This window comes from Flectobacillus rivi (assembly GCF_030056655.1).
Classification (GTDB): Bacteria; Bacteroidota; Bacteroidia; order Cytophagales; family Spirosomataceae; genus Flectobacillus; species Flectobacillus rivi.
Genome location: NZ_JASHIE010000012.1, coordinates 102,263 through 122,820 on the forward strand (window position 1 = coordinate 102,263; position 20,558 = coordinate 122,820).

A 20,558-nucleotide genomic window follows, 5' to 3' on the forward strand; every position below is an offset into this window, starting at 1 on the left:
TTTTATCTATATTTAAATAATAATCACTCATTTACTCAATCATCAATCACTTAATTTAGAATAACTTATGTTATATCGTTACTCGAAACGTTTATTCGAAAATCGATTTTAGTTCGACAGCATCCTGAGCTTTCATACGACCAGCCAATACCAAACGCAATTGACGACGACGTAATGCTCCTTCGTACAATGCAATTTCATCTTCAGTTTCAGGAACAGCCTGAGGCACATCAATAGGGCGACCTGATTGGTCCACTGCCACAAAAGTAAAAAAGGCTTTATTGGTTGAAACTCGTTCTTTTGCAGGAATATTTTCCGCCCACACATCAATCACCACTTCCATCGAAGAACTAAATGCACGAGTCACTTTAGCTTGTAGTGTTACTACACTTCCAAGTGGAATAGACTCCTTGAACGACACGTTGTCAACAGAAGCTGTTACTACGATTCGGTTCGAGTGTTTTTGTGCACAAATAGCTCCTACTACGTCCATCATTCTCATGAGGTTTCCACCCATCAAATTTCCAAGCGTATTGGTATCGTTTGGAAAAATCATTTCGGTCATGGTAGTAAGCGATTCTGATACTGGTTTGCTCTTTGCCATTGTTTAAATAAAAGTAATTTCTACCTATTACTAGATTGATGAAGTTATATATATCAGACCTGGGCAGACAGGCTTGAATGCGAAAGAGAGAAGGATAATCGAGAGAATCTATTTCTTCAACTCATTGATTTCGTCGAGATTAACAGTTTTGAAATGTTCATAAACTTTCAAAACAATAGCCAAAGCAATTACTGCCTCACAAGCTGCCACAACGATTACGAATAAAGAAAATATTTGACCTTGAAGACTAGGGTCATTTTTACTAAAAGCCACCAAATTCACATTGACAGCATTAAGCATTAATTCGATACCCATCAGTACCACAATAATGTTTCGTTTGACAACCACCAAAGCAAGTCCGATGCTAAACAACAAGGCACTTGTAAGTAAGTAGTAAGGCAAAAAACTGTTATCCATGAATTGATTAATTTTTAGTTTTGGTACTTAAATACGCTGCTCCAATCAGTACTGCCATCAATAATATACCTGAAACTTCAAAAGGCAATACATAGTTGGTCATTAGCTCTACTCCTATCGTTTGAGTAGTAGAAGTAGGTTCTACAGCCTCAAATAGGCTATCTTGAATGGTCAGAAATCTTGCTCTACCAAAAGTATATAACAAGGTGGCACTAAAACCCAACATCACAAATATCCCAAGAACTCGGTTGGAACTTTCGGTGGTAATATCGTTGCGTCCACGGCTTTTATTTCCTTGTTGATTGGTTAGCATTACGCCAAAAATAAGGAGTACTAATACACCTCCGACATAAACTAAGATTTGGGCTACAGCCAAAAAATCTGCCCCTGCCAATACATACAATGCCGATACTCCTAAAAATGTACCAAGCAAACTAAAGGCTGCATACAAGACATTTTTGGTAAGTAATACGACCAAAGCCGAAGCTAAAGTCAATACCATGAAAGCTATAAATACAAATTGTATCAAAACTCTTGAGATTTATGGTTGGTCAAATATCTATTTCAAAAACCTTATTCTGGTCTTTTAAATTTTGGACGAAACACAGGACGAGGCTTAGGCGCTTCTTCATTCGTAGCGGTATCTTCCTGTTTGGTCTCTTCTGCTTTTATTTCCTCTTGTTCTGCTTTAACAACTGGCTCAGTTATTTCTTCTTCTGTTTTTGCAGGAGCTTTAAACTTAGGTCTAAAAGCTGGACGAGCAGGTTTGGATTCTTCCGCTGGTATTTCAACCTCTGGTGCTACCTCTGCACTAGCCTCTACAACTGGCTCAGATGCCTCATCTACTGGCTTAGTTGCTGGCTTAAATTTTGGTCTAAAAGCTGGACGAGCAGGTTTGGATTCTTCTGCTGGTGCTACAACTTCTGGAGCTACTTCTGCACTAGCCTCTACAACTGGCTCGGATGCCTCCTCGGCTGGCTTTGACGCTGGCTTAAATTTTGGTCTAAAAGCTGGACGAGCAGGTTTGGATTCTTCTGCTAGTGCTTCAACTTCTGGAGCTACTACCTCTGCACTAGCCTCTACAACTGGCTCGGATGCCTCCTCAGCTGGCTTTGACGCTGGCTTGAATTTTGGTCTAAAGGCAGGACGAGCAGCAGGCTTTATTTCATCGGCAGCAGTTGTAGCATTTTCATCGGTAACTTCTGTCGTATTTTCAACAGAAGTTTCGGTTGAAGGTGCAACCTTCATTTTTGGCTTAAATGCTGGACGAGCTACTGGTTTCGGCGTATCTTCCGTTGAAGTTTCGTCTGTAATAGGCTTCGACTCAGAGCTTTCAACCTTCATTTTGGGTTTAAAAGCAGGTCTTGGCGCTGGCTTTGGTGCTTCGGCAGTAGCTTCAGTTGCAGCCTCAGCTGGAGTTTCAGTGTTAGCTACAGGACGAGCTGCTGGTTTGAAAGCAGGTTTTGGCGCAACTTTCGGTTCTGCTTTTTGAGCAGCAGTTTCCTTTTTGAATGCCTCTTTCTCGAGCATATACTGCTCATACAATTTTTTCTTTTCGTCAGCTTGTTCGTCTGTAAGGTTGCCAAAAGCAAAATTGTGCTCGGTAATGTCAAATACAGAAAAGTCATACTCTTTTTTCATGGTAAGACATTCGGTAGGACATACCGTCGTACACAAGCCACAGAAGCAACATTTTGACATATCAATATCAAATTTGGCAGCATACAAGCGAATCGCCGAGCCATCTGAAGCATAACTGACTACACCAGTTGCTTTGATAGGTTCAATTTCTATACAATCGACAGGACAGATTTTAGCACATTTATCACATACAATACAATCATCCATTTCGTTATGCAACTGATAACGCCCATTATCTGGTACGGGTAATTGCTCATAAGGATATTGAGTTGTGACAATTCCTGTTTTTTGATCGAAATACTGTGGGTCATCTACAAAAATCGGTTTGCGACTTTGACGAGCATCTTTAAAGTGTTTGAAGGACAAAGACAAACCTTTCAAAGAAGTTTTGATGCCCTCTTTGATATTTCCCCAATATGTATTGTTAGCTCCTTTTTGCATAATTTGGTACAGAATAATATCATTTGGAGAGTTTTTTGATAAAATTTTATTCTTAAAATTTTACTTCTCCAGACAATTACCACAAAACTACTCTATAAAATACTGATTTTATAGAGTAAACCATTTTTTTTAGAAAATGAATCCGAGAGGATAGTTTTTAGTATCAATTTGTACCTGTAAGATGAGTATCCTTTATAAAAAAATTCGGTAAGAGTTACCTTACCGAATTTTTTATCATTGATATTTTTCCCAAAATGTAATCCCTAATATAAATCAGGGAAACGACTTGGTTGAGCTTCAGACATCATTTCATAAACGGCATCGAAAACAGTGTCAGCGTTGGGTTTTGAGAAATAATCGCCATCAGAAGTATAGGCAGGACGATGCGGTTGGGCAGCAATACAAACAGGTTTTGAATCGAGCCAGCGATACGCATTTTGTTTATCTAATACTTCTTCCATCATATAACCTGTACCTCCACCTGGCATATCTTCATCAGCAAAAATCACACGATTCGTTTTCTTTATCGACGCTACGATTTTGTGTCCTAAATCAAAAGGCAATAAAGTTTGAATATCTACAACTTCTACCTCTATACCTACTTGAGTCAATTGAGTCGCTGCCTCCATCACGATACGACACATAGAGCCATAAGTGACAATAGTAACGTCACTACCTTCACGAAGTATATCAGGAACTCCCAGAGGCACGCGAGTATCGTGCAAATTTGAAGGCAGTTTTTCTTTGAGTCGATAACCATTTAGGCACTCAATCACAACAGCAGGATCGTCGCTATTAAGCAAGGTATTGTACATACCTGCCGCTTGAGTCATGTTGCGTGGCACACACAAATGTACCCCTCTCAAACCATTCAACAATACGCCCATTGGCGAACCTGAGTGCCAGATACCTTCTAAGCGGTGCCCACGAGTACGCACAATCATCGGAGATTTCTGTCCTCCTTTTGTACGATAGTGCAAACAAGCTAAATCATCTGATAGAGTTGCAAATGGGTAAAATATATAATCTAAATATTGAATTTCTACAATTGGACGTAGCCCACGCATAGCAGCTCCAATACCTTGTCCTACTATGGTCATTTCACGGATACCAGTATCGGTTATTCTCCACTCTCCGAACTTGTCTTGTAATCCTGCAAGTGTTTGATTAACATCACCGATTTTCCCTACGTCTTCACCAATAATAAAAACTCGTGGGTCTGTTGCTAACCAATGATCAAAGTTTTTATTTAAAACTTCACGACCGTCTACCATAGGAGCATCTTCATCGTAGATAGCTGGTTGTGCTGAAATATTGAAAGCCGATTTGTCCGAAGTTGAAAATTGAAAGGAGTTAAAGCGATCAAAATTAGCCTCTTTTGACTTTTCAAGCCATTCTATTAATCCACGTTTAGCAGGAAAATTTTCGAATCTTAGCAAGCGTAACGCTTTCTTTACGGCCACCACGCTATCACGATGGATAGGATTCATGGTTTTACGAAGTTCTTCTGCTATTTGCTTGATGGTAGCACCATTTTTACTTTCTGCTGCCGCTTGATTCATCAAAGAAAGTGCATCTTCTTTTTCAGGCTTAATCGAGTCCATATAGGCCTGCCAAGCATCTTTCTGTGATTTACGAGCGATTTTTACCGCTTCTTGATCAATTGTTAATAGTTCTTCCTCTGTAGCAAAATCATTATCCAGAATCCATTTTCTGAAATGGGTATTACAGTCAAAGTCTATCTCAAATTGTAAACGTTCGGGAGATTTATAGCGCTCGTGCGAGCCAGAAGCAGAGTGTCCTTGTTGTTGAGTCACCTCTTCTACGTGAATCAAAGAAGGGATATGATTTTCACGAGCCAGCTGAGCTGCTTTATGAAAAGCCTCCATCAAGCCTACATAATCATAAGCTTTTACAGAAATAATTTCAAGACCTGCCTCATCGTCTGTTCGTTGATAGCCAGCCAGAGCCTTTGAAATAGAATGCTTGGTAGTTTGATATTGAGTTGGCACCGAAATACCATAACCATCGTCCCAAACTGCCATTACTAGGGGTATCTGTAAAACGCCAGCGGTATTAATGCATTCTAAGAACATGCCTTCAGAGGTAGAAGCATCACCAATCGTCGAAAAGCATACTTCATTGCCTTGTTTAGAAAACTTTTCAGCTATTTCGCCCTGAAGTTCTGGAACATTACGATAGAGCTTTGAAGCGTACGCTATACCAATCGCTCTTGGTATTTGTCCAGCAGTAGAAGATATACCAGCAACAGAATTAAATAATTTTGTTTGGTCAACCCAATGCCCATTAGCATCTAGCCATTGTGTAGCATGGTGGTTGTTCATAGTACGCCCGCCAGTGTGAGGGTCATGCGCTTTATCAGGATGACCGTACAGCTGTGCGAAATACTGTTGCCAAGTCAAATCACCTACAGCAGCCACAATCGTTTGGTCACGATAATACCCAGAAATAAAGTCACCTGCCTTCATGGCTCTTGCTAGGGCAATTTGGGCGAGCTCTTTGCCGTCACCATAAATACCAAACTTGGCACGTCCAGCAAACACTTCTTTCCTTACTAGTAAAGAACATTCACGGCTAATACGTGCAAGACGGTAATCCTCGATAACCGACTCTTTTTTAAATAAAATTGTTTCTGACAGTAGTTCGTTTTCCAACACGGCAATTTCGGGCTGATAAAAATAGAATTAAAGATACAGTTGATGGTGTGTTTAAGACTTATAAGTTAGAATCAAACATCTACCCTTTGGCTTAAAGCTGTATCAAAAATAAGATAATTTAATTAGTATAACAAACAGTCGAAATTTTGGAGAGTTGTTAATAATTTGTTAAAGGTTCTCAAAGATTTTGCCAACCTTTTGATGTAGTTTACTTTTGTTTCGGAATAAATCAATTCACTCAAGAAAAACTGAAGTAATATTTTGAATCTGTATTATTTTATACTTTTTTCAAAAAAATATAATTTTTCAGTCTTTTTTTAGAATAAAATCCGCTTAAAGCTCATTAGTTTGGTCCTTTAAATAAGTTTTGCGGAAACAAATTCCTTACTTTTTCGTATATTTATTACGAAAGCTTGTAAAGCTATTTAATAACAACTAAACATTCTGTTCAAATGAAAAAACTATTTTTCTTTTTCGCATTTTTGTTCACTGCGACATTGGCAAATGCACAAGGAGTAATCAAATTCAAAACTGAAAGTCACGATTTTGGTAAAATCGAAGAAGGAACACAGGCTACTTACACATTTGAATTTACTAACACTGGTACTGCACCTGTAGTAATTTCTAATGCTCAACCTTCTTGCGGATGTACAACTCCAGATTGGACTAGAGAACCAGTACTTCCAGGAAAAACAGGGAAAGTAACTGCTTCTTTTAACTCAACTGGTCGTCCTGGTGCTTTCAACAAAACTGTTACAGTTATCAGTAACTCAGAAACTCCAACAATCGCTTTGACAATCAAAGGTGAGGTAGCTCCAAAAGGAACTGCAACTGAAGTAGCTCCTGCAGTGGCTCCAGTACCAACAGTAACTAAAAATGCTGCTCCTGCTGCTCCAGCAAAGCCTGCTAAGAAAAAATCTGGTAAATAATCGGAAGATTCTTTAGCTGAGGCTCCATCGGTTTTCTAAAAAATATTTGATAGAAATCCCTTTTAGCCTCTTAATCATACAAAAAAGGTGTCGAAATTTCGACACCTTTTTTGTATTACAGCAGTATATTCATTGAAATGATTTACATTAATGTGTATTCTACCAAACTGTCGCTCCTACGGAGCCGAGGTAAATGATTGACTATCGCTTTTCAATCTTCTGGATAAACAGGTATTTCTTTGTTGTATAAAATTCGTTTTGAATATTTATCCAATGAAGCGTAAGCTATTTTAGGCAAGGACAATTCACAACTCCGCACTTGTTAGCTTTGCCCTATTCTTTTGAAGAATTCTTCAGAATAATGCTCGCTTACAGGAATTTGCATATTGCCTATTTTGATTTTGAGATTACGAATAGACTCAATTTTAGGCATTGCTACGATATACGATTTATGAATACGGAAAAAATGTTCCGTAGGAAGTTTCTCTTCAATAGCCTTCATGGTCATGCGAGTCACGATAGGTTTGGTAGAGCCTTCCAAATGAATTTTGATATAATCCTTCAGTCCCTCAATATACGTAATGTCTGATATTTTGACTTTTACCAAAGAATAATCTGCATTGACAAAAATAGAATCTGTTTCATACACCAATCCTTTTTCCTTTTCCTCGACTTCAGTAACCTGAGCACTTTTTAATTTAAGGTTATGTAAATCGTAAGCTTTGTTTACCGCTTTTAGGAACCTATCAAAAGAAACAGGTTTAAGTAGGTAGTCTACTACATCCAAATCAAAGCCCTCTAATGCGTATTGTTGATAGGCCGTAATGAAAATTACCATTGGAGGTTCTTTGACACTTTGTAAGAATTGAACTCCTGTAATTCCAGGCATTTGAATATCTAAAAAAACTAAGTCAATCGACTCATTTTGAAGTGTTTCAATAGCATCAAAAGCATTTTTACAACGTTTTACTAAGTTTAGAAAGGGAACTTTGTTGATATTATCTTCCAATAAATCTAGGGCGAGGCTCTCGTCGTCCACCGCTAGACAGTTTAGTTTTATCATATTTTGAGAAGTATTTGAAAATCAAAAAGCAACTAATAAGCTAATGGGCAAAATGACATTAATATTACCCGCATTAGGCATTAAGCGTTATGCTGTAGACCAAAAGGTTAATAATATTTTGAATGAAACAATAAAAACCTTTTTGCCTAATGCTTACAGCTAATTGCCTATAGCATTAAGACTATTAGTTACCGAAAAGAGTTGCCTTAGGCTTCACGAAAGTATGAAAAGTACAGCATTTTACTAACCTTGTGTGACCTAGACACAATACATTTATAGCCTAACAACAGCTAGATTAGGCTAAAATACAAGAATCTTCCGACTTAAACTTCAATGTGTAGACGAACGTCATACCAATGACTGTCCTGTGTGATGATGAGTTGGTGTTGTTCTGGATATAATAAGGTTAAACGACGTTTTACGTTACTGAGACCTATGCCAGAGGCGTGGTCTTTGGCTTCGGGTTTAGGATTTGTTTTATTTTTTACCGAAAATACCAAGCCTTTATCATCTACCTCCATAGCAATATGAATCTCTGGGCTTAGAATCATTCCAATGCCATGTTTGAAGGCATTTTCAACGAACGGTATAATGAGCATGGGTTCGAGTAAAATATTCGATTCTTTTTGGGGTTTCTGAAAAGAAACGACAACATCATCTCCAAAGCGAATCATTTGTAAGTCGATATAGCTTTGTAAATATTGAATTTCTTTGCTCAATAATACTTTTGTTCCTTCAGACTCATACAACATATAGCGCATAAGTTCTGAGAGCTTAATGACCACAGGTTCAACCATATCAGGCTTGCGTCTTGATAAAGATACAATGCTGTTGAGCACATTGAACATGAAGTGTGGGCTTATCTGCGAACGCAAAAATGAAAGCTCAGATTTGAGCCTCTCATTTTCTTGTTCTTTGCGAACTTCTTCTTTATGGATATTATCGGCCATAATGCGGTAGCTGGTGCTAATTGCCAAGACAAACAACGTTTGGAATATAGTACCCAAACGAGGGAACCTTGTTGCATTTGGTCCAAATAATAATACCTTTCCTAAACCATTTAAGTAAAAAAGTGTTGTCATTGCCACAATTAGCGCAATGATATACAACCACACGTTATTACGTTTTGTCCAAATCTTGGGGATCAAAACTTGCGAATTGAGATAGAAGAAAGGGATATTGAGCATACTCAACAACGTAAAATACATGGTTGCATTTGCGTTGGGCGGAGGCAGGCTAGGATTGATTTTGGGAGGATCTGGCGTTGTTCCTCTTAGTAAATATGGCAATGACAAGAAGCATATCCACCCAATAATGTGGAAAAGCACTTGTTGTTTGTTGATATTTTTGATAGAAATAGTCACACTCAGTTTTTTCTACAAACATAAGTACTTTACACTTTCCTCCCAAAAGAGAAGTGTAAAGTATTGTATTTCAACGACGAAAATGTTTTTTCTTGAGACAAGGAAGCTGCTAGTTATTCTATTCTAAGAAGTACTGGATTGTTTGTTGAACATTATTCGGATTTCTAATGAATATGCTAAATAGAGACTATTACTTTCCAATATCCGCCGTTGTCGCCTCCAACTCTTTCGATTTTGTTTTCTGTTTTCAAGCTTTTAATAGCTCTTTCAATAGTTCTTTGGCTTTTGTCTAATTCTTTTGCTAAGGTTATTGTAGTAATATGAGGATTGTGATTGATTAGTTTAAGAACCTTCTCCGACATTTTCTCCGACACAATTATTTCTTTTTGTTTGATTTCGAGGGTTACACTCGCAAAATCATAATTAAATGTGGGAGTAGATAGACCGTAGCTGATGCACTCATTGATAATTCTTATAGTACCACGTCTCTACATCTAAAAGCCACTTAATAAGACTGGTGACACTTCCGAAATCCCACATCCCAAATCCGCAATTCATCACTTACAATTCCGCTAGGGCTATCTAAAACTCAAAATTTATCCGTATTTTCGAAAAAACTCTTATTCAACAAACCTAATTCTTCATCGAAAATGAACAAATCCCTTTCGCTAGTATCAGCCTTGGTACTGGCTCCTATGTTAAGTATGGCGCAGTGGAAATACCCCGAAACAGCAAAAGTAAATCAAGTTGATAATTATCATGGTACACAAGTAGCCGACCCGTATCGTTGGCTCGAAGATGATCGTTCTGCCGAAACAGCACAATGGGTAAAAGCCCAAAATACATTGACTTTTGATTACCTCGAAAAAATCCCCTATCGTAACGCCCTCAAAAAGCGTATCGAAGAGGTGTTCAATTATACAAAGCTTTCGGCTCCTTCTCGCAAAGGCGAATGGTTTTATTTTTACAAAAACAATGGATTACAAAACCAATCAGTGTTGTATCGCCAAAAAGGTTTGAATGGTGCGCCAGAGGTGGTGCTTGACCCTAATCAATTATCGCCCGATGGTACCACTCGTTTGCAAAGTTTTGTGATATCTAAGGATGGCAAATATGCAGCCTACACCCTTTCAAAAGGTGGTTCAGACTGGCAAGATGGCTATGTGATGGACTTGACAACGAAAACCAATTTGTCAGAAAAAATCGAATGGATTAAGGTTTCTACGATTTCTTGGCAGGGCAATGGCTTTTATTACAGCCGTTATCCCAAACCAGAAGGAAGTGCACTGGCAGCCAAAAATGAAAATCACCAAGTTTGGTTCCACCGTGTAGGTACATCACAATCTGATGATCAATTGGTCTATCAAGATTTGAAAAACTTACAACGTTTCCATTACTTACAAGTAACCGAAGACGAAAAGTTTGCTATTTTGATTGTCTCTGACCGTGGTAAAGGCAAAGAAGGAAATGCGCTTTTTTACAAAAAAGCAGGACAAGAGTCTTTCCAACCTATCGTGGCAGAAGTTGACAAATTTAGCTATTCGGTAATCGACAATATTGGCGATGAGTTTTTGATAGAAACCAATGAGAATGCTCAAAACTCGAAAATTCTTCGTTTTAATCCTGCCAATAAATCTTGGAAAGTAGTTATTCCCGAAAAAGCTGAACCGCTCCAAGGTGCTCGTACTGCGGGCGGAAAATTATTCCTTTCTTATCTCAAAGATGTAACGACTCGTGTATATGTACACGCGATGGACGGTAAATTGGAAAACGAAGTGAAATTGCCAGGCTTGGGTACTTGTTCAGGCTTTGGAGGTAATGCCGACGATAAGTTTGTATTTTATACTTTCACGTCGTTCACTTTTCCTCCGACAATATACCGCTATGATATTGCTACCAAGAAAAGTACAGTATTTACGAAACCTGAGTTAAGTTTTGACCCATCTGCGTTTGAAACCAAACAGATTTTTTATACCAGTAAAGACGGAACCAAAGTTCCTATGTTTATTACTTACAAAAAAGGACTTCAGCTCAATAGCCAAAATCCAACTTTATTGTATGCTTATGGAGGTTTCAATGTAAGCTCATTGCCAGCTTTTAGCGCTACTTTGATTCCTTTCTTGGAACAAGGTGGGGTATATGCTTTGGCAAATATTCGTGGGGGAGCTGAATACGGTGAAAAATGGCATGAGGCAGGAATGAAGCTCAAAAAGCAAAATGTGTTTGATGATTTCATTGCTGCTGGCGAATACCTAATTGCTCAGAAATATTGTGATAATCAGCACTTGGCACTAAGAGGAGGCTCAAACGGAGGCTTGTTGGTAGGAGCGGTGATTAATCAACGACCAGATTTATGTAAAGTGGCATTTCCACAGGTGGGAGTAATGGATATGTTGCGTTATCACAAGTTTACCATCGGTTGGAACTGGTCACCAGAATATGGTAATTCAGATGATGCTACCGATTTCAAGAATTTGTACCAATATTCTCCATTGCACAATATCAAATCGGTGGCGTATCCTGCCACTATGGTAACTACCGCCGACCATGACGACCGTGTTGTACCAGCGCATTCATTCAAATACACAGCCGAGTTACAAGCGAAAGCAGGGTCTGTATCTAGTAACCCTTTGTTGATTCGTGTAGATGTAAACTCTGGTCATGGGGCAAGTAATACTGCCAAAAGCATCGAGCAAACAGCAGATATTTATGCGTTTTTGTTTTATAATATGGGCTTTGTTCCGAAAAAATTGTAATTCAGTGACAAAGGGGCAAAGGTACAGAGGCACAAAGTGAGTTTTAAGGATTAGTATTTACCTAAAAGAACATCATTTACCCTTTGTGCCTTTGTCCCTCAGTGCCTGTTCCCTTTTAAAAAACTATGCTACCAAAAATCATTTTTGCTTCTCTATTTTGGGTAATGCTAAGTTTGACAGCTTGTCAGACCACCCAGAAGATTTATGTGGTTCGCCATGCTGAAAAGGATGTGGCTTTTCAAGGAAATGACCGTATGCGTCCACTCAATACTCAGGGACACCAACGCGCTAGCGCTTTGTATCATCGCTTAGCAAAAGCTGGTATTCAAAAAATCTTTGTGACTGAGTATTTGCGTGTGCAACAGACCGCTGATTCGCTTCGTATCAAAAATCAGATAGACACACTTTGGTATAGTGCCAAAGATGTAGTTTTGTCAGACAATTTGGAAAAAGTAGGTGCTCAAAACAAGACAGTTTTGATTGTTGGTCATAGTAATACGGTTCCTGATATCATTCGAAAATTTGGTGTAAATTTTGAAACCAAAATTCTGCCAGATACCGAGTATGATAATCTATATATTATTAGCAGGAAGAAAGGAAAAGTGCTCAAGTTTGAAGCAAGTAAATATTAGCGAATAATAGGATGAGAAGTCCCCTGTATAGCTAGACTATGCAGGGGATTTTTGTTTGGTACAAAAAAATATTGAAATATTTATAAGTAAAAATGCTTATTTCTTTTTTAGAGAAAGTACTCTCAATTATACCTACATTTGTCAATTTTTGTATGAATAATTGCTATAACAATAGTTTTTATACCTTCTTTTGGAAAAAAGAAATAAAATCCAGTTATAAGCATGCTAAATATCAACTTCCAATAAATTAAAGTGCAAAAAAATATTTGAAAAATTTAGTTTTTATGTTTTTTGAAAAGAGGGCTTTCAAAAAATGCTGGTTTTGAAATAAAAAGTGATTTTTGTTGATAAAGGGTATTTTAAAAGTAGTATTCAGTTCGAAAAAAAGCCTAAAATCACTAGAAAAAGGGCTAAAAATCAACTTTTTGTCAAAAAATGAGGTGCTTGACATTGATTTTTTTTATTGTAAACTTTCGGTCGTAATTCTTACTAGAACAACAAACGAAACAAAATAAAACCACAATAAAATAAGAAAAGATATGGAAGCGACGATGAAAGCAAATCAGTTTTTGACTCCTAATTTATATACAAGCATAAACGAGGTAGAGATCTTAGATTGTTTAGTTGATTTTGGATATATGCCAAAAGAATTCAACCAAAATCAAGTAATCTCATTCGTAAAAGATGAGAATTTTTACCTAGTACTATTTATGGTACGCGAAGATGGACAGAAGGGTTTCTTAATGTATGAAATATTAGATTTTACTATGCACGAACAAGAGCTCTATATGATGTCTCATCTTTTCAGAAACTTAGTAGCGTCTAATAAAAATAACTATACTTATCGTAAGGCTCAGTACAAACTAGACGAAATGTTAGGTATGGTTCCTACATTCAGAGCGTTGTACAAAAAACGTTTTGATGTAGATGATTATGGAATGGCTGCATAAGTTTTTCTTGATGTGAATTTTCTGAAACAAATCACATACAATTAAAATTTATTGAATCATGAAAGTATCAGTTTTTGGGGCGGGTTTGTTGTTGATGGCAAGCTTTGGAGCACTCGCCCAAGAAATCCCAGCGGGTGACCCTGGTTACAACACTGGCAACTACAAGCACCCCAACAAGGCGGCTGCGGCTGCCAAAAAAGCAAAGTACATTACACAAACCGAGCAGGTAGTTTCGAACAGGAATTACAAGCAGAGTTTAGGTAGTAAAACGGTAGAAAGTGGCTTAGTAATTGAGAGAACGTCGTCAACGGAGCCTGTTAATTACAAAATGCCATACACCAAGAAAGTCAAAAAATCTACAATTGCCCTTCAAGATACTAGTAAAGGTGTTGCGGGAGAGTAGTGAAGATTAATTTTAGAATGGTGAATTATGAGTTGTGAATGAAAGTAATTATTCACAATTCGTAATTCACCATTCTACATTATTTAGTCGTGATTCTCCAATTTGTTCAAATCTGCTTGAGCCTTCTTCTTGCCAAGCGCATTAATCCACGCTGCAATTTTTAGTACATCAGCCTTTGGCACGTGTGTCATCGATGCCATTTCTGTGGCATAGTCTGGCCAGTTTTCTGGTTTTGGGTGATATACCAATTCCAAAATTTGCTCATTTGTATAATTTCGTTTCGCAACCTCTGTAAACGGAGGCCCTACTACACGCGTAGCCTCTGCATGACAACTGGTACAAGCGTGTTTTTTCAATAAAGCCGCTACTTGTTTGCTATCAATTAAACCTGCATCTGCTACCTTTTTAGTGCCATTGACAGGAGTCGTCTTTTTCGCTGGCGTGCTTGTACTTGGTGCTGGAGCAGTACTAGCTTTTACTTTCTGAGATTCTGTTAACTGTGCCGCTTCGCCATCAGGAATATTGTTGAGCGTATAATACCCGACTTCATGCAAAAGAGGTTGTCCTTCCTCGTTTAAGATACCCGATGGGCGAACTTCATGGATATATCCTTTACGCAAGTTGTCAATTACCAAACGAACTTTCTTACGGTCTGCTGATACAATAATCCCTTTCAATGGAGTCTTTTCTTGATTAATAATCGGACTACCGTAATTGTGGTGATATTTGTATGTGAAGCTTTTTAGTTCATAATTTGCTGCATCAGCGGCAGTTTTAGCATCCACAGGTTGTGTAAATTCAATCTCAAAACCATCTGGTTTGGCGCTAATTGTTTTCATTTCGAAAGGCAAACGACCATTCCAAACCAAGCGCTGTAAACCATATAAATCTTTTCCTGTAGAACCCCAACCACGTGAAGTCATCCCTACGAAAATAGAACCATCGTTACCCCAACGTGCACGTACAGTACCTGACTGAAAACCTTCACGGAATGGATAACAAGCACCTTGGTATTTGCCATTGACTTTTTCCAAACTCATACGCATGGCTTTTGATTGTCCTTGGTCAAATACAATGTATTGCCCTTGGAATGGACCAAATTTGCCATTGGTTTCATCTTCAATCATGTCAGCAGTCGAAATACCCATGATAGCATGAGGGAACCACACTGCTGGTAATTTCAAAGCCTTTACTTTCTTGGCAGCTTCGTACATAGGCTCGCCAGTATCTGGAAGGTCTTCTCTCGTTAATTTTAAAGGAGAATCTGGTTCTTTTGTCCAATACAAACCACCTGCATTTCCTGCAAAATCCCCTTTTTCAAGGTGTGTCACACGTCCAGAACCAACCCAGTCTCCTTGGTTTTCGCCAAATAAAACATCACCATTAGAGTTTACCGTAAAGCCTGCTGGTGAGCGCAATCCTGTAGCAACTGGCTCTAGTTTGCCATCTTTGGTTACTTTTACCAACCATCCACGCCATTTAGCCAATTTACCTTCTCCATAACCTACCCATGCCACGTTGAAAGTAAGGTACATATCGCCGTTTTTATCAAAAACTGGTCCATAAGAATACTCGTGGTAGTTACCAGATAAGTCCCAATTGGCTACATTTTCGTATAAATCAGCTTTGTCGTCGCCGTCGGTATCTGTCAATTTAGTCAATTCACCACGTTGTGTGCAGTAAAAAGAACCATCACGGTACGCTAAACCCAATGATTCGTGCAAGCCGCTTGCAAAGAGTTTGTAACTAGGTTTTGTACCATTAGTTTGGTAAGGGTTTTCGATAATCCAAATTTCACCACGACGGGTACAGACACCCAAACGACCATCAGGCATAGGAGCAAGACCGCCTGCCTCCAGGCGAATACCATCAGGGATGGCAACGGTTTTTATTTCATAAAAATCTTCTTCTGTTAAAGGCTTCGGTTTGTTTTGTGCGATACCCGAAGATGCTCCAAGTCCCAAGAGTCCTAGGGTGAGGAGTAATTGATAATATCTTTTCATAAATCTTGAATGCTTAAATAGAAATGTTGAAAAATCTGTGAATACAATGATTACTTAGAAAGTCACTTGATAACTTACCTCTTTTAATCCACTCACAGGAATCAATAATTGGGTTTTGCCGTTTGACTGACGAACCACAGCTTGCTGATTGGCAGTCTCGCCCAATAGCTCTATATAATACGTTTGGTTATTAATGGCATACAAATTTTTACCAACATTCTTAATAACTTCTCCTTCTGCCACAAGCGCATACAATGGTTGTGAACTGATTGCATTGCCTGCGATTTGTAAACGACGAACCAAGCCTTCGTTTTTTGTAGAAGAAATCGTTTGGTCTTTGATAGACAAACCATTGTATTCATAGGTAAATACAGGATATGCCACGCCATTTTCTTGCTTAATGAGCTGGTAACCTTTGTATTTCAACTCAGTTTTATTCAAAGAATCTGGAAAAGAAGCATTGGCACTAGCAATAAAAGCCAACGGGAATTTACCATTTGACTGTACCGTAACACCCATTGGTGCGGCAGTTTGAGGCTCGCCACGGTCATGCCACATTTGTGTCACATCCAAAAATTTACCTCTCCAACATTCCAAGAAACCTCCTTGGTTAAGGTCATAAGAGAAGTTTAACCCTCCTGGCAAACCTACACTAATAGCATGTGTTTTTTTACGGTCATTATATACAACAAAAGAGCGTTGTAGTTTTGGCTCTTGGTCGATTGTGATTTCTACTAATGGAGTAGCTTCTGGTTCTGGCAGTGACGTACGCTCAGTGATAGACTGACGATGTGTACCCACACGTTCAACAAAACATCCTAGAGCTCTAGGACCCCAACCGAAGTCTTTAGCATAATATAAGGTATATTTATGAGCCCCAGCTGATAAGGTTCTCTTACCTTGTACGTCTTCATTGTACCAGTGACTACCTGTAGTAATCGTGTCTCCATCAATCAATAATGCTCCTGTTCCTGTCCAGTTGGTAGTGAAGGTATAAGTATCCTTTTCTGGAATAGTAATTGTTCCATCAAATCTCAGCAAAAAGTCAGATTTTGCTTGAGCTAGTTTCATAGAAGGTTCTGCGGTAGTTCCAGTAGCTTCAGGCTTTTGGTCTTTAACTTTGAGGTCAGCCAATTTGCCTTTGTAGTAAGCATAATCGGCAGTTCCCATTTGAACTAGTGGTTTGTCAAAAACTTCATAACGAATATTTTTGAAAGCAACTTGACCGTGGTCTCCTTGAATCATCAATGGAGCTTTGCTGGTTTCTTGAGTCGAAACTGCGCCACGAGTTACACCCAAAAGCTCTACGTTTTCGTGAAGCAAAACGCCATTTAACATGATTTTGACAAATTTCGCATTGGCAATTTTTTTGCCATTAGCGTCAAATCTTGGTGCTTGAAAATCAATTTCGATATGATTCCAAAGCCCTGGTGCTTTGATAGCATTTTGGCGTGGAGGATGTCCTTCATAACCTTCTTTTCCTGCACCACGAGCTTCGTCCCAACGGTGATAAATAGCACCAGCATCGCCATCACTTGGGCGAAGTTTTAACCAGCTATCTAAAATTTGAACTTCATAACGGCTTTGTAAATAAATACCCGAATTAGAACCCTTGGGAATCATATAGTCGAGCGACAAACGAATGTCACCATGTTCCAAAGCAAATACCAAATCGTCGGTACGTTGGTATTTGGCTGCTTTTAAGGTATTGACCAAAATACCTTTTCCTGGACTTGTTACAAGTGCTTCGCCTTGCGGTGTTCCTACAATTTGCCCTTCGATAGACCAGTTGGCACTAGGTTTTTGGAATTGGCTCAAATCATTGAGCGGTATTTCGGTTTGTGCATACACCGAAACTGGAAATAGGAGAAAAAATAGTCGCTTCAACATTAGGATGAATAGTAGTTTTACTAGTTAGTACAAGGCACAAAGCACGCATTCCAATGAGCCTTTTGACGGTTGAGGATTGTTGGTTTTGTGTTTAAGATTTTCTAATAATCAAATATATCTGTGAATTTATAGAGTTCTACACTGTTCTATATTGGTAAAGATAAAAGACGTTTTCTTAAAATTTGAATATTTTTAGAAAAAATGTACTTAAAGTGGCAGAGGTACAAATCGAAAAATGAATTACCTATTGAGTTTTTAACCTTTCAATGCAGCATAACTCTATTCTTTACAATTTTGCCAATACAATTTCTCTGCACGCTTGAGTCCCTTAGATGACAAGAAACTCCAATCCATACAAGCATATTTCATGATTCCTGCTGACTGGTAGCATTCGGCACGTTTATAAAGTGCATCAATAGAATCTTCAGTCATCAAAATACATTTGGTAAGTAAGCTCACCGCCTTGTCATATTTTTTACGAGTCATTAGACCCATCGCACGATTGTAGAAATTGTCATAAATCTCAGGATCGTAGGCAATAGCCTTAGGATCTTCTTTTTCTGTTTGAAAAGCATATTGGATTCTTGACTTATAGTTTTTCTCCTTCCATCTGGCGGGAAGCCATTTTCTACTGGTGTTTTGTATTGCTGCTATTAGATAAGGATTATATTCTGGATTTGTACTTGAGGTAATGACAATATTTTCAACTAATCCTCTGGTCGTCACATCAAATGAAACCTCAAAACGAGTATTGATATCTTTGGGTAAATGTGATACAAACTCATCTTCGATGAAGTTGTACGAAACGCCATAGGTGTCGTCAAATGCCTGTTCAAAGTCTGGTACATTACGTAGCCATTCGGAGTTGCCTCTGAATTTGGGATAGACTTCTTGGTTAAATAAAAATATAGTATCCTTTTTAGGAGTATCTACAACAATATTGGGTTTGATTAGTTTTCGCAAGTAAATGTCGCCAGGCGTATCCTTCGTAGCCAAATAGTGAAATCTAAATTTCTCGCCTTCATCCATATTTTTGGCATAAACACTAAATGTCATTTCATAATCATTGATTTTATCGATTTTGTAAATGGCTTCATTAATTGTAACCAACGAATCGATAATACGATAGCGAAATGAAGCAGCTTGTTCACCTTGCACAAATGAGCCAGTTCCATTTTTTCGAAATATTAAGCACATCACTGTTTTTCGTTCGGCTGCTGGGTCTTGCAAAATGCTACCATCTTGCATATCTACATAGTTTTTCTCCCAATTGTATTTGGTTAATAATTGAAAGACTCGAACAGGATAACTTAAAGAATCAATTTGAGATTGAGCAAAGATGATGGTTGGAGCAAGGCATACTAATAGAAAGGATAAAACATTTTTTTTCATAGGACTATCGTGTTTGTAAGCGGGTCATAAAAATTGATATACTAAATGGGATATAAGGTATGTGAAATGAGGTGTTGTTTTTTAAGGGCAAAGTTCAAAAGTTTGTTTGTAAAATAAATGTAAAAAAAAGTAGTTTCAAACAATCCAAACCTAAACCATTCTCGTAAGTCTGGTTAAAGACATCAATCAATAATAATTATTTATGAAACAGCTTATGTTCCCAATGGTTTTGCCAAGAACAAATGCTGTATTTTCTGCTCAGACTCAAAATACTGCAGTTTTTGGCCGAACGCAATCCCTGCTATCAGAAGAACGAAGCAGGCGACCAATCCCGAAAAAGCGTGGCGTACAGACTTATTCGGTAGCGATTCTGCAATGAGCGTATAAATGAGAAATCTCATCTGAGTGGCCGAGCAATCAACTTGAACATTTGCAATAGTATAATTTTTCGAACAACCTTGATTCTAAGTAGTTATATAATAAATAGGCCAGCAAGCCATCGTCCACCAATATTTGTGAGCTTTGGAGAGATAGGATAATCCAATGATTCTCGGTTTGATTCATACTGGAGAAAATTGTAAGATTCTATCTCACCAAATAAATAGGTGTGGTTTAATAATGGGTAATGTGCAAAGGGCTTTCAAATCTGAAAGTCCTTTGTTTTTAGATAGTTAATTCAAAGACATTTTTCTATCTTTGTTTTGACCCTATCGAATACTCTATTAGACCATATCATTGACAGCCTCACGAAGTATTTATTTCCCATTATTAATTTAGATACTATTAAACACACCCCTATGTCAAAGCGAAAAACGGTCATATCTGAAGACTCATTGGTGGCTTTATTGCGAAATAAAGACCAGCGTGGTTTTTCGATTCTGTATGATAACTATTCGACTGCTTTGTACGGAGTTATACACAAAATTGTACACTCCGAAGAAGTAGCCGCAGATGTTATGCAGGATTCCTTTGTGAAAATTTGGAAAAATATCGATGGTTATACTCAGTCGAAAGGTACATTATTTACTTGGATTCTGAATGTAGCACGCAACACTGCCATCGATAGGATTCGTTCTCAAGAGTATCAGAACTCCCAGCGAAACCAAGACTTAGATTCAACCATAAATTTGATTGACAGTCAAGGCTCTAGTCAGTTTGATGTAGATGCTATTGGCTTAGGTAAAGTTGTCGAAAAATTAAAACCAGAGCATCGTCAAGTAATTGATTTGTTGTATTTCAAAGGCTACACACAAGAAGAGGTTTCAAAAGAGTACGGAATTCCATTAGGGACAGTGAAAACACGTGTTAAGTCAGCTATCAATCATTTGAGAGATTACTTTGTAAGTTTTTCATTGATGCTTCTGGCATGGCTAATTTAGAGAAGATTGAAACAGC

At 38.1% G+C, this 20,558-nt stretch carries 17 protein-coding genes; 6 read left to right on the forward strand and 11 right to left on the reverse strand.

The features are described 5' to 3' along the window. Positions 1-91: 91 nt before the first annotated feature. The 5 genes from QM481_RS17385 to QM481_RS17405 all read right to left on the reverse strand — a co-directional run bounded on the left by QM481_RS17385 (position 92) and on the right by QM481_RS17405 (position 5,781). Positions 92-604 (reverse strand): acyl-CoA thioesterase, encoded by a 513-nt coding sequence (locus tag QM481_RS17385; protein ID WP_095160185.1) that lies wholly within the window; start codon positions 602-604, stop codon positions 92-94. A gap of 108 nt (positions 605-712) precedes the next feature. After that, a complete protein-coding gene (gene nuoK / locus QM481_RS17390; RefSeq protein ID WP_095160186.1) occupies positions 713-1,021 on the reverse strand; it encodes an NADH-quinone oxidoreductase subunit NuoK in 309 nt (102 codons plus the stop codon). Positions 1,022-1,028: 7 nt separating this feature from the next. Further along, the gene (locus tag QM481_RS17395; RefSeq protein WP_283382654.1) at positions 1,029-1,523 is read right to left on the reverse strand and encodes an NADH-quinone oxidoreductase subunit J family protein; all 495 of its coding nucleotides are present in this window, start codon (positions 1,521-1,523) and stop codon (positions 1,029-1,031) included. A gap of 71 nt (positions 1,524-1,594) precedes the next feature. Beyond that, complete coding sequence (locus QM481_RS17400) at positions 1,595-3,103, reverse strand: 4Fe-4S binding protein (protein WP_283382655.1); 1,509 nt, start codon at positions 3,101-3,103, stop codon at positions 1,595-1,597. Positions 3,104-3,366: 263 nt separating this feature from the next. Then, positions 3,367-5,781 (reverse strand): alpha-ketoacid dehydrogenase subunit alpha/beta, encoded by a 2,415-nt coding sequence (locus QM481_RS17405; protein ID WP_283382656.1) that lies wholly within the window; start codon positions 5,779-5,781, stop codon positions 3,367-3,369. Positions 5,782-6,233: 452 nt separating this feature from the next. On the opposite strand from QM481_RS17405, the gene QM481_RS17410 reads away from it, so the two are divergent. After that, complete coding sequence (locus QM481_RS17410) at positions 6,234-6,710, forward strand: DUF1573 domain-containing protein (RefSeq protein WP_166550680.1); 477 nt, start codon at positions 6,234-6,236, stop codon at positions 6,708-6,710. Positions 6,711-7,032: 322 nt separating this feature from the next. Here the strand turns inward: QM481_RS17410 and QM481_RS17415 are convergent, their stop codons facing one another. The 3 genes from QM481_RS17415 to QM481_RS17425 all read right to left on the reverse strand — a co-directional run bounded on the left by QM481_RS17415 (position 7,033) and on the right by QM481_RS17425 (position 9,499). After that, positions 7,033-7,773, reverse strand: a complete 741-nt coding sequence (locus QM481_RS17415) for a LytR/AlgR family response regulator transcription factor (protein WP_166550679.1) — start codon at positions 7,771-7,773, stop codon at positions 7,033-7,035. A gap of 323 nt (positions 7,774-8,096) precedes the next feature. Next, positions 8,097-9,137 carry a sensor histidine kinase gene (locus QM481_RS17420; RefSeq protein WP_283382657.1) on the reverse strand — a complete coding sequence of 347 codons (1,041 nt, stop codon included), beginning with the start codon at positions 9,135-9,137 and terminating at the stop codon, positions 8,097-8,099. A gap of 176 nt (positions 9,138-9,313) precedes the next feature. Further along, positions 9,314-9,499, reverse strand: coding sequence for an HTH domain-containing protein (locus QM481_RS17425; RefSeq protein WP_166550677.1), 186 nt, complete (start codon positions 9,497-9,499; stop codon positions 9,314-9,316). Positions 9,500-9,787: 288 nt separating this feature from the next. Here QM481_RS17425 and QM481_RS17430 point away from each other — a divergent pair, with 288 nt between their 5' ends. From QM481_RS17430 to QM481_RS17445, 4 genes are all read left to right on the forward strand, one after another. Further along, entirely contained in the window at positions 9,788-11,893 is a 2,106-nt protein-coding gene (locus QM481_RS17430; RefSeq protein WP_166550676.1) for a prolyl oligopeptidase family serine peptidase, read from the forward strand. 125 nt (positions 11,894-12,018) lie between these two features. Then, a complete protein-coding gene (locus QM481_RS17435) occupies positions 12,019-12,525 on the forward strand; it encodes a SixA phosphatase family protein (RefSeq protein ID WP_283382658.1) in 507 nt (168 codons plus the stop codon). A gap of 539 nt (positions 12,526-13,064) precedes the next feature. Then, the gene (locus QM481_RS17440; RefSeq protein WP_166550674.1) at positions 13,065-13,475 is read left to right on the forward strand and encodes a hypothetical protein; all 411 of its coding nucleotides are present in this window, start codon (positions 13,065-13,067) and stop codon (positions 13,473-13,475) included. Positions 13,476-13,533: 58 nt separating this feature from the next. After that, on the forward strand, positions 13,534-13,878 hold the full coding sequence (locus QM481_RS17445; protein WP_166550673.1) for a hypothetical protein: 345 nt from the start codon (positions 13,534-13,536) through the stop codon (positions 13,876-13,878). Between the two features lie 83 nt (positions 13,879-13,961). Here QM481_RS17445 and QM481_RS17450 read toward each other — a convergent pair whose 3' ends face one another. From QM481_RS17450 to QM481_RS17460, 3 genes are all read right to left on the reverse strand, one after another. After that, positions 13,962-15,881: an auracyanin family protein gene (locus QM481_RS17450; protein WP_283382659.1), complete on the reverse strand. Its 1,920-nt coding sequence runs from the start codon at positions 15,879-15,881 to the stop codon at positions 13,962-13,964. A gap of 54 nt (positions 15,882-15,935) precedes the next feature. Further along, on the reverse strand, positions 15,936-17,771 hold the full coding sequence (locus tag QM481_RS17455; RefSeq protein WP_283382660.1) for a 3-keto-alpha-glucoside-1,2-lyase-like domain-containing protein: 1,836 nt from the start codon (positions 17,769-17,771) through the stop codon (positions 15,936-15,938). 279 nt (positions 17,772-18,050) lie between these two features. Next, positions 18,051-19,163, reverse strand: a complete 1,113-nt coding sequence (locus QM481_RS17460; RefSeq protein ID WP_283382661.1) for a tetratricopeptide repeat protein — start codon at positions 19,161-19,163, stop codon at positions 18,051-18,053. A gap of 797 nt (positions 19,164-19,960) precedes the next feature. On the opposite strand from QM481_RS17460, the gene QM481_RS17465 reads away from it, so the two are divergent. Continuing rightward, positions 19,961-20,542 (forward strand): RNA polymerase sigma factor, encoded by a 582-nt coding sequence (locus QM481_RS17465; RefSeq protein ID WP_283382662.1) that lies wholly within the window; start codon positions 19,961-19,963, stop codon positions 20,540-20,542. Positions 20,543-20,558: the final 16 nt, after the last annotated feature.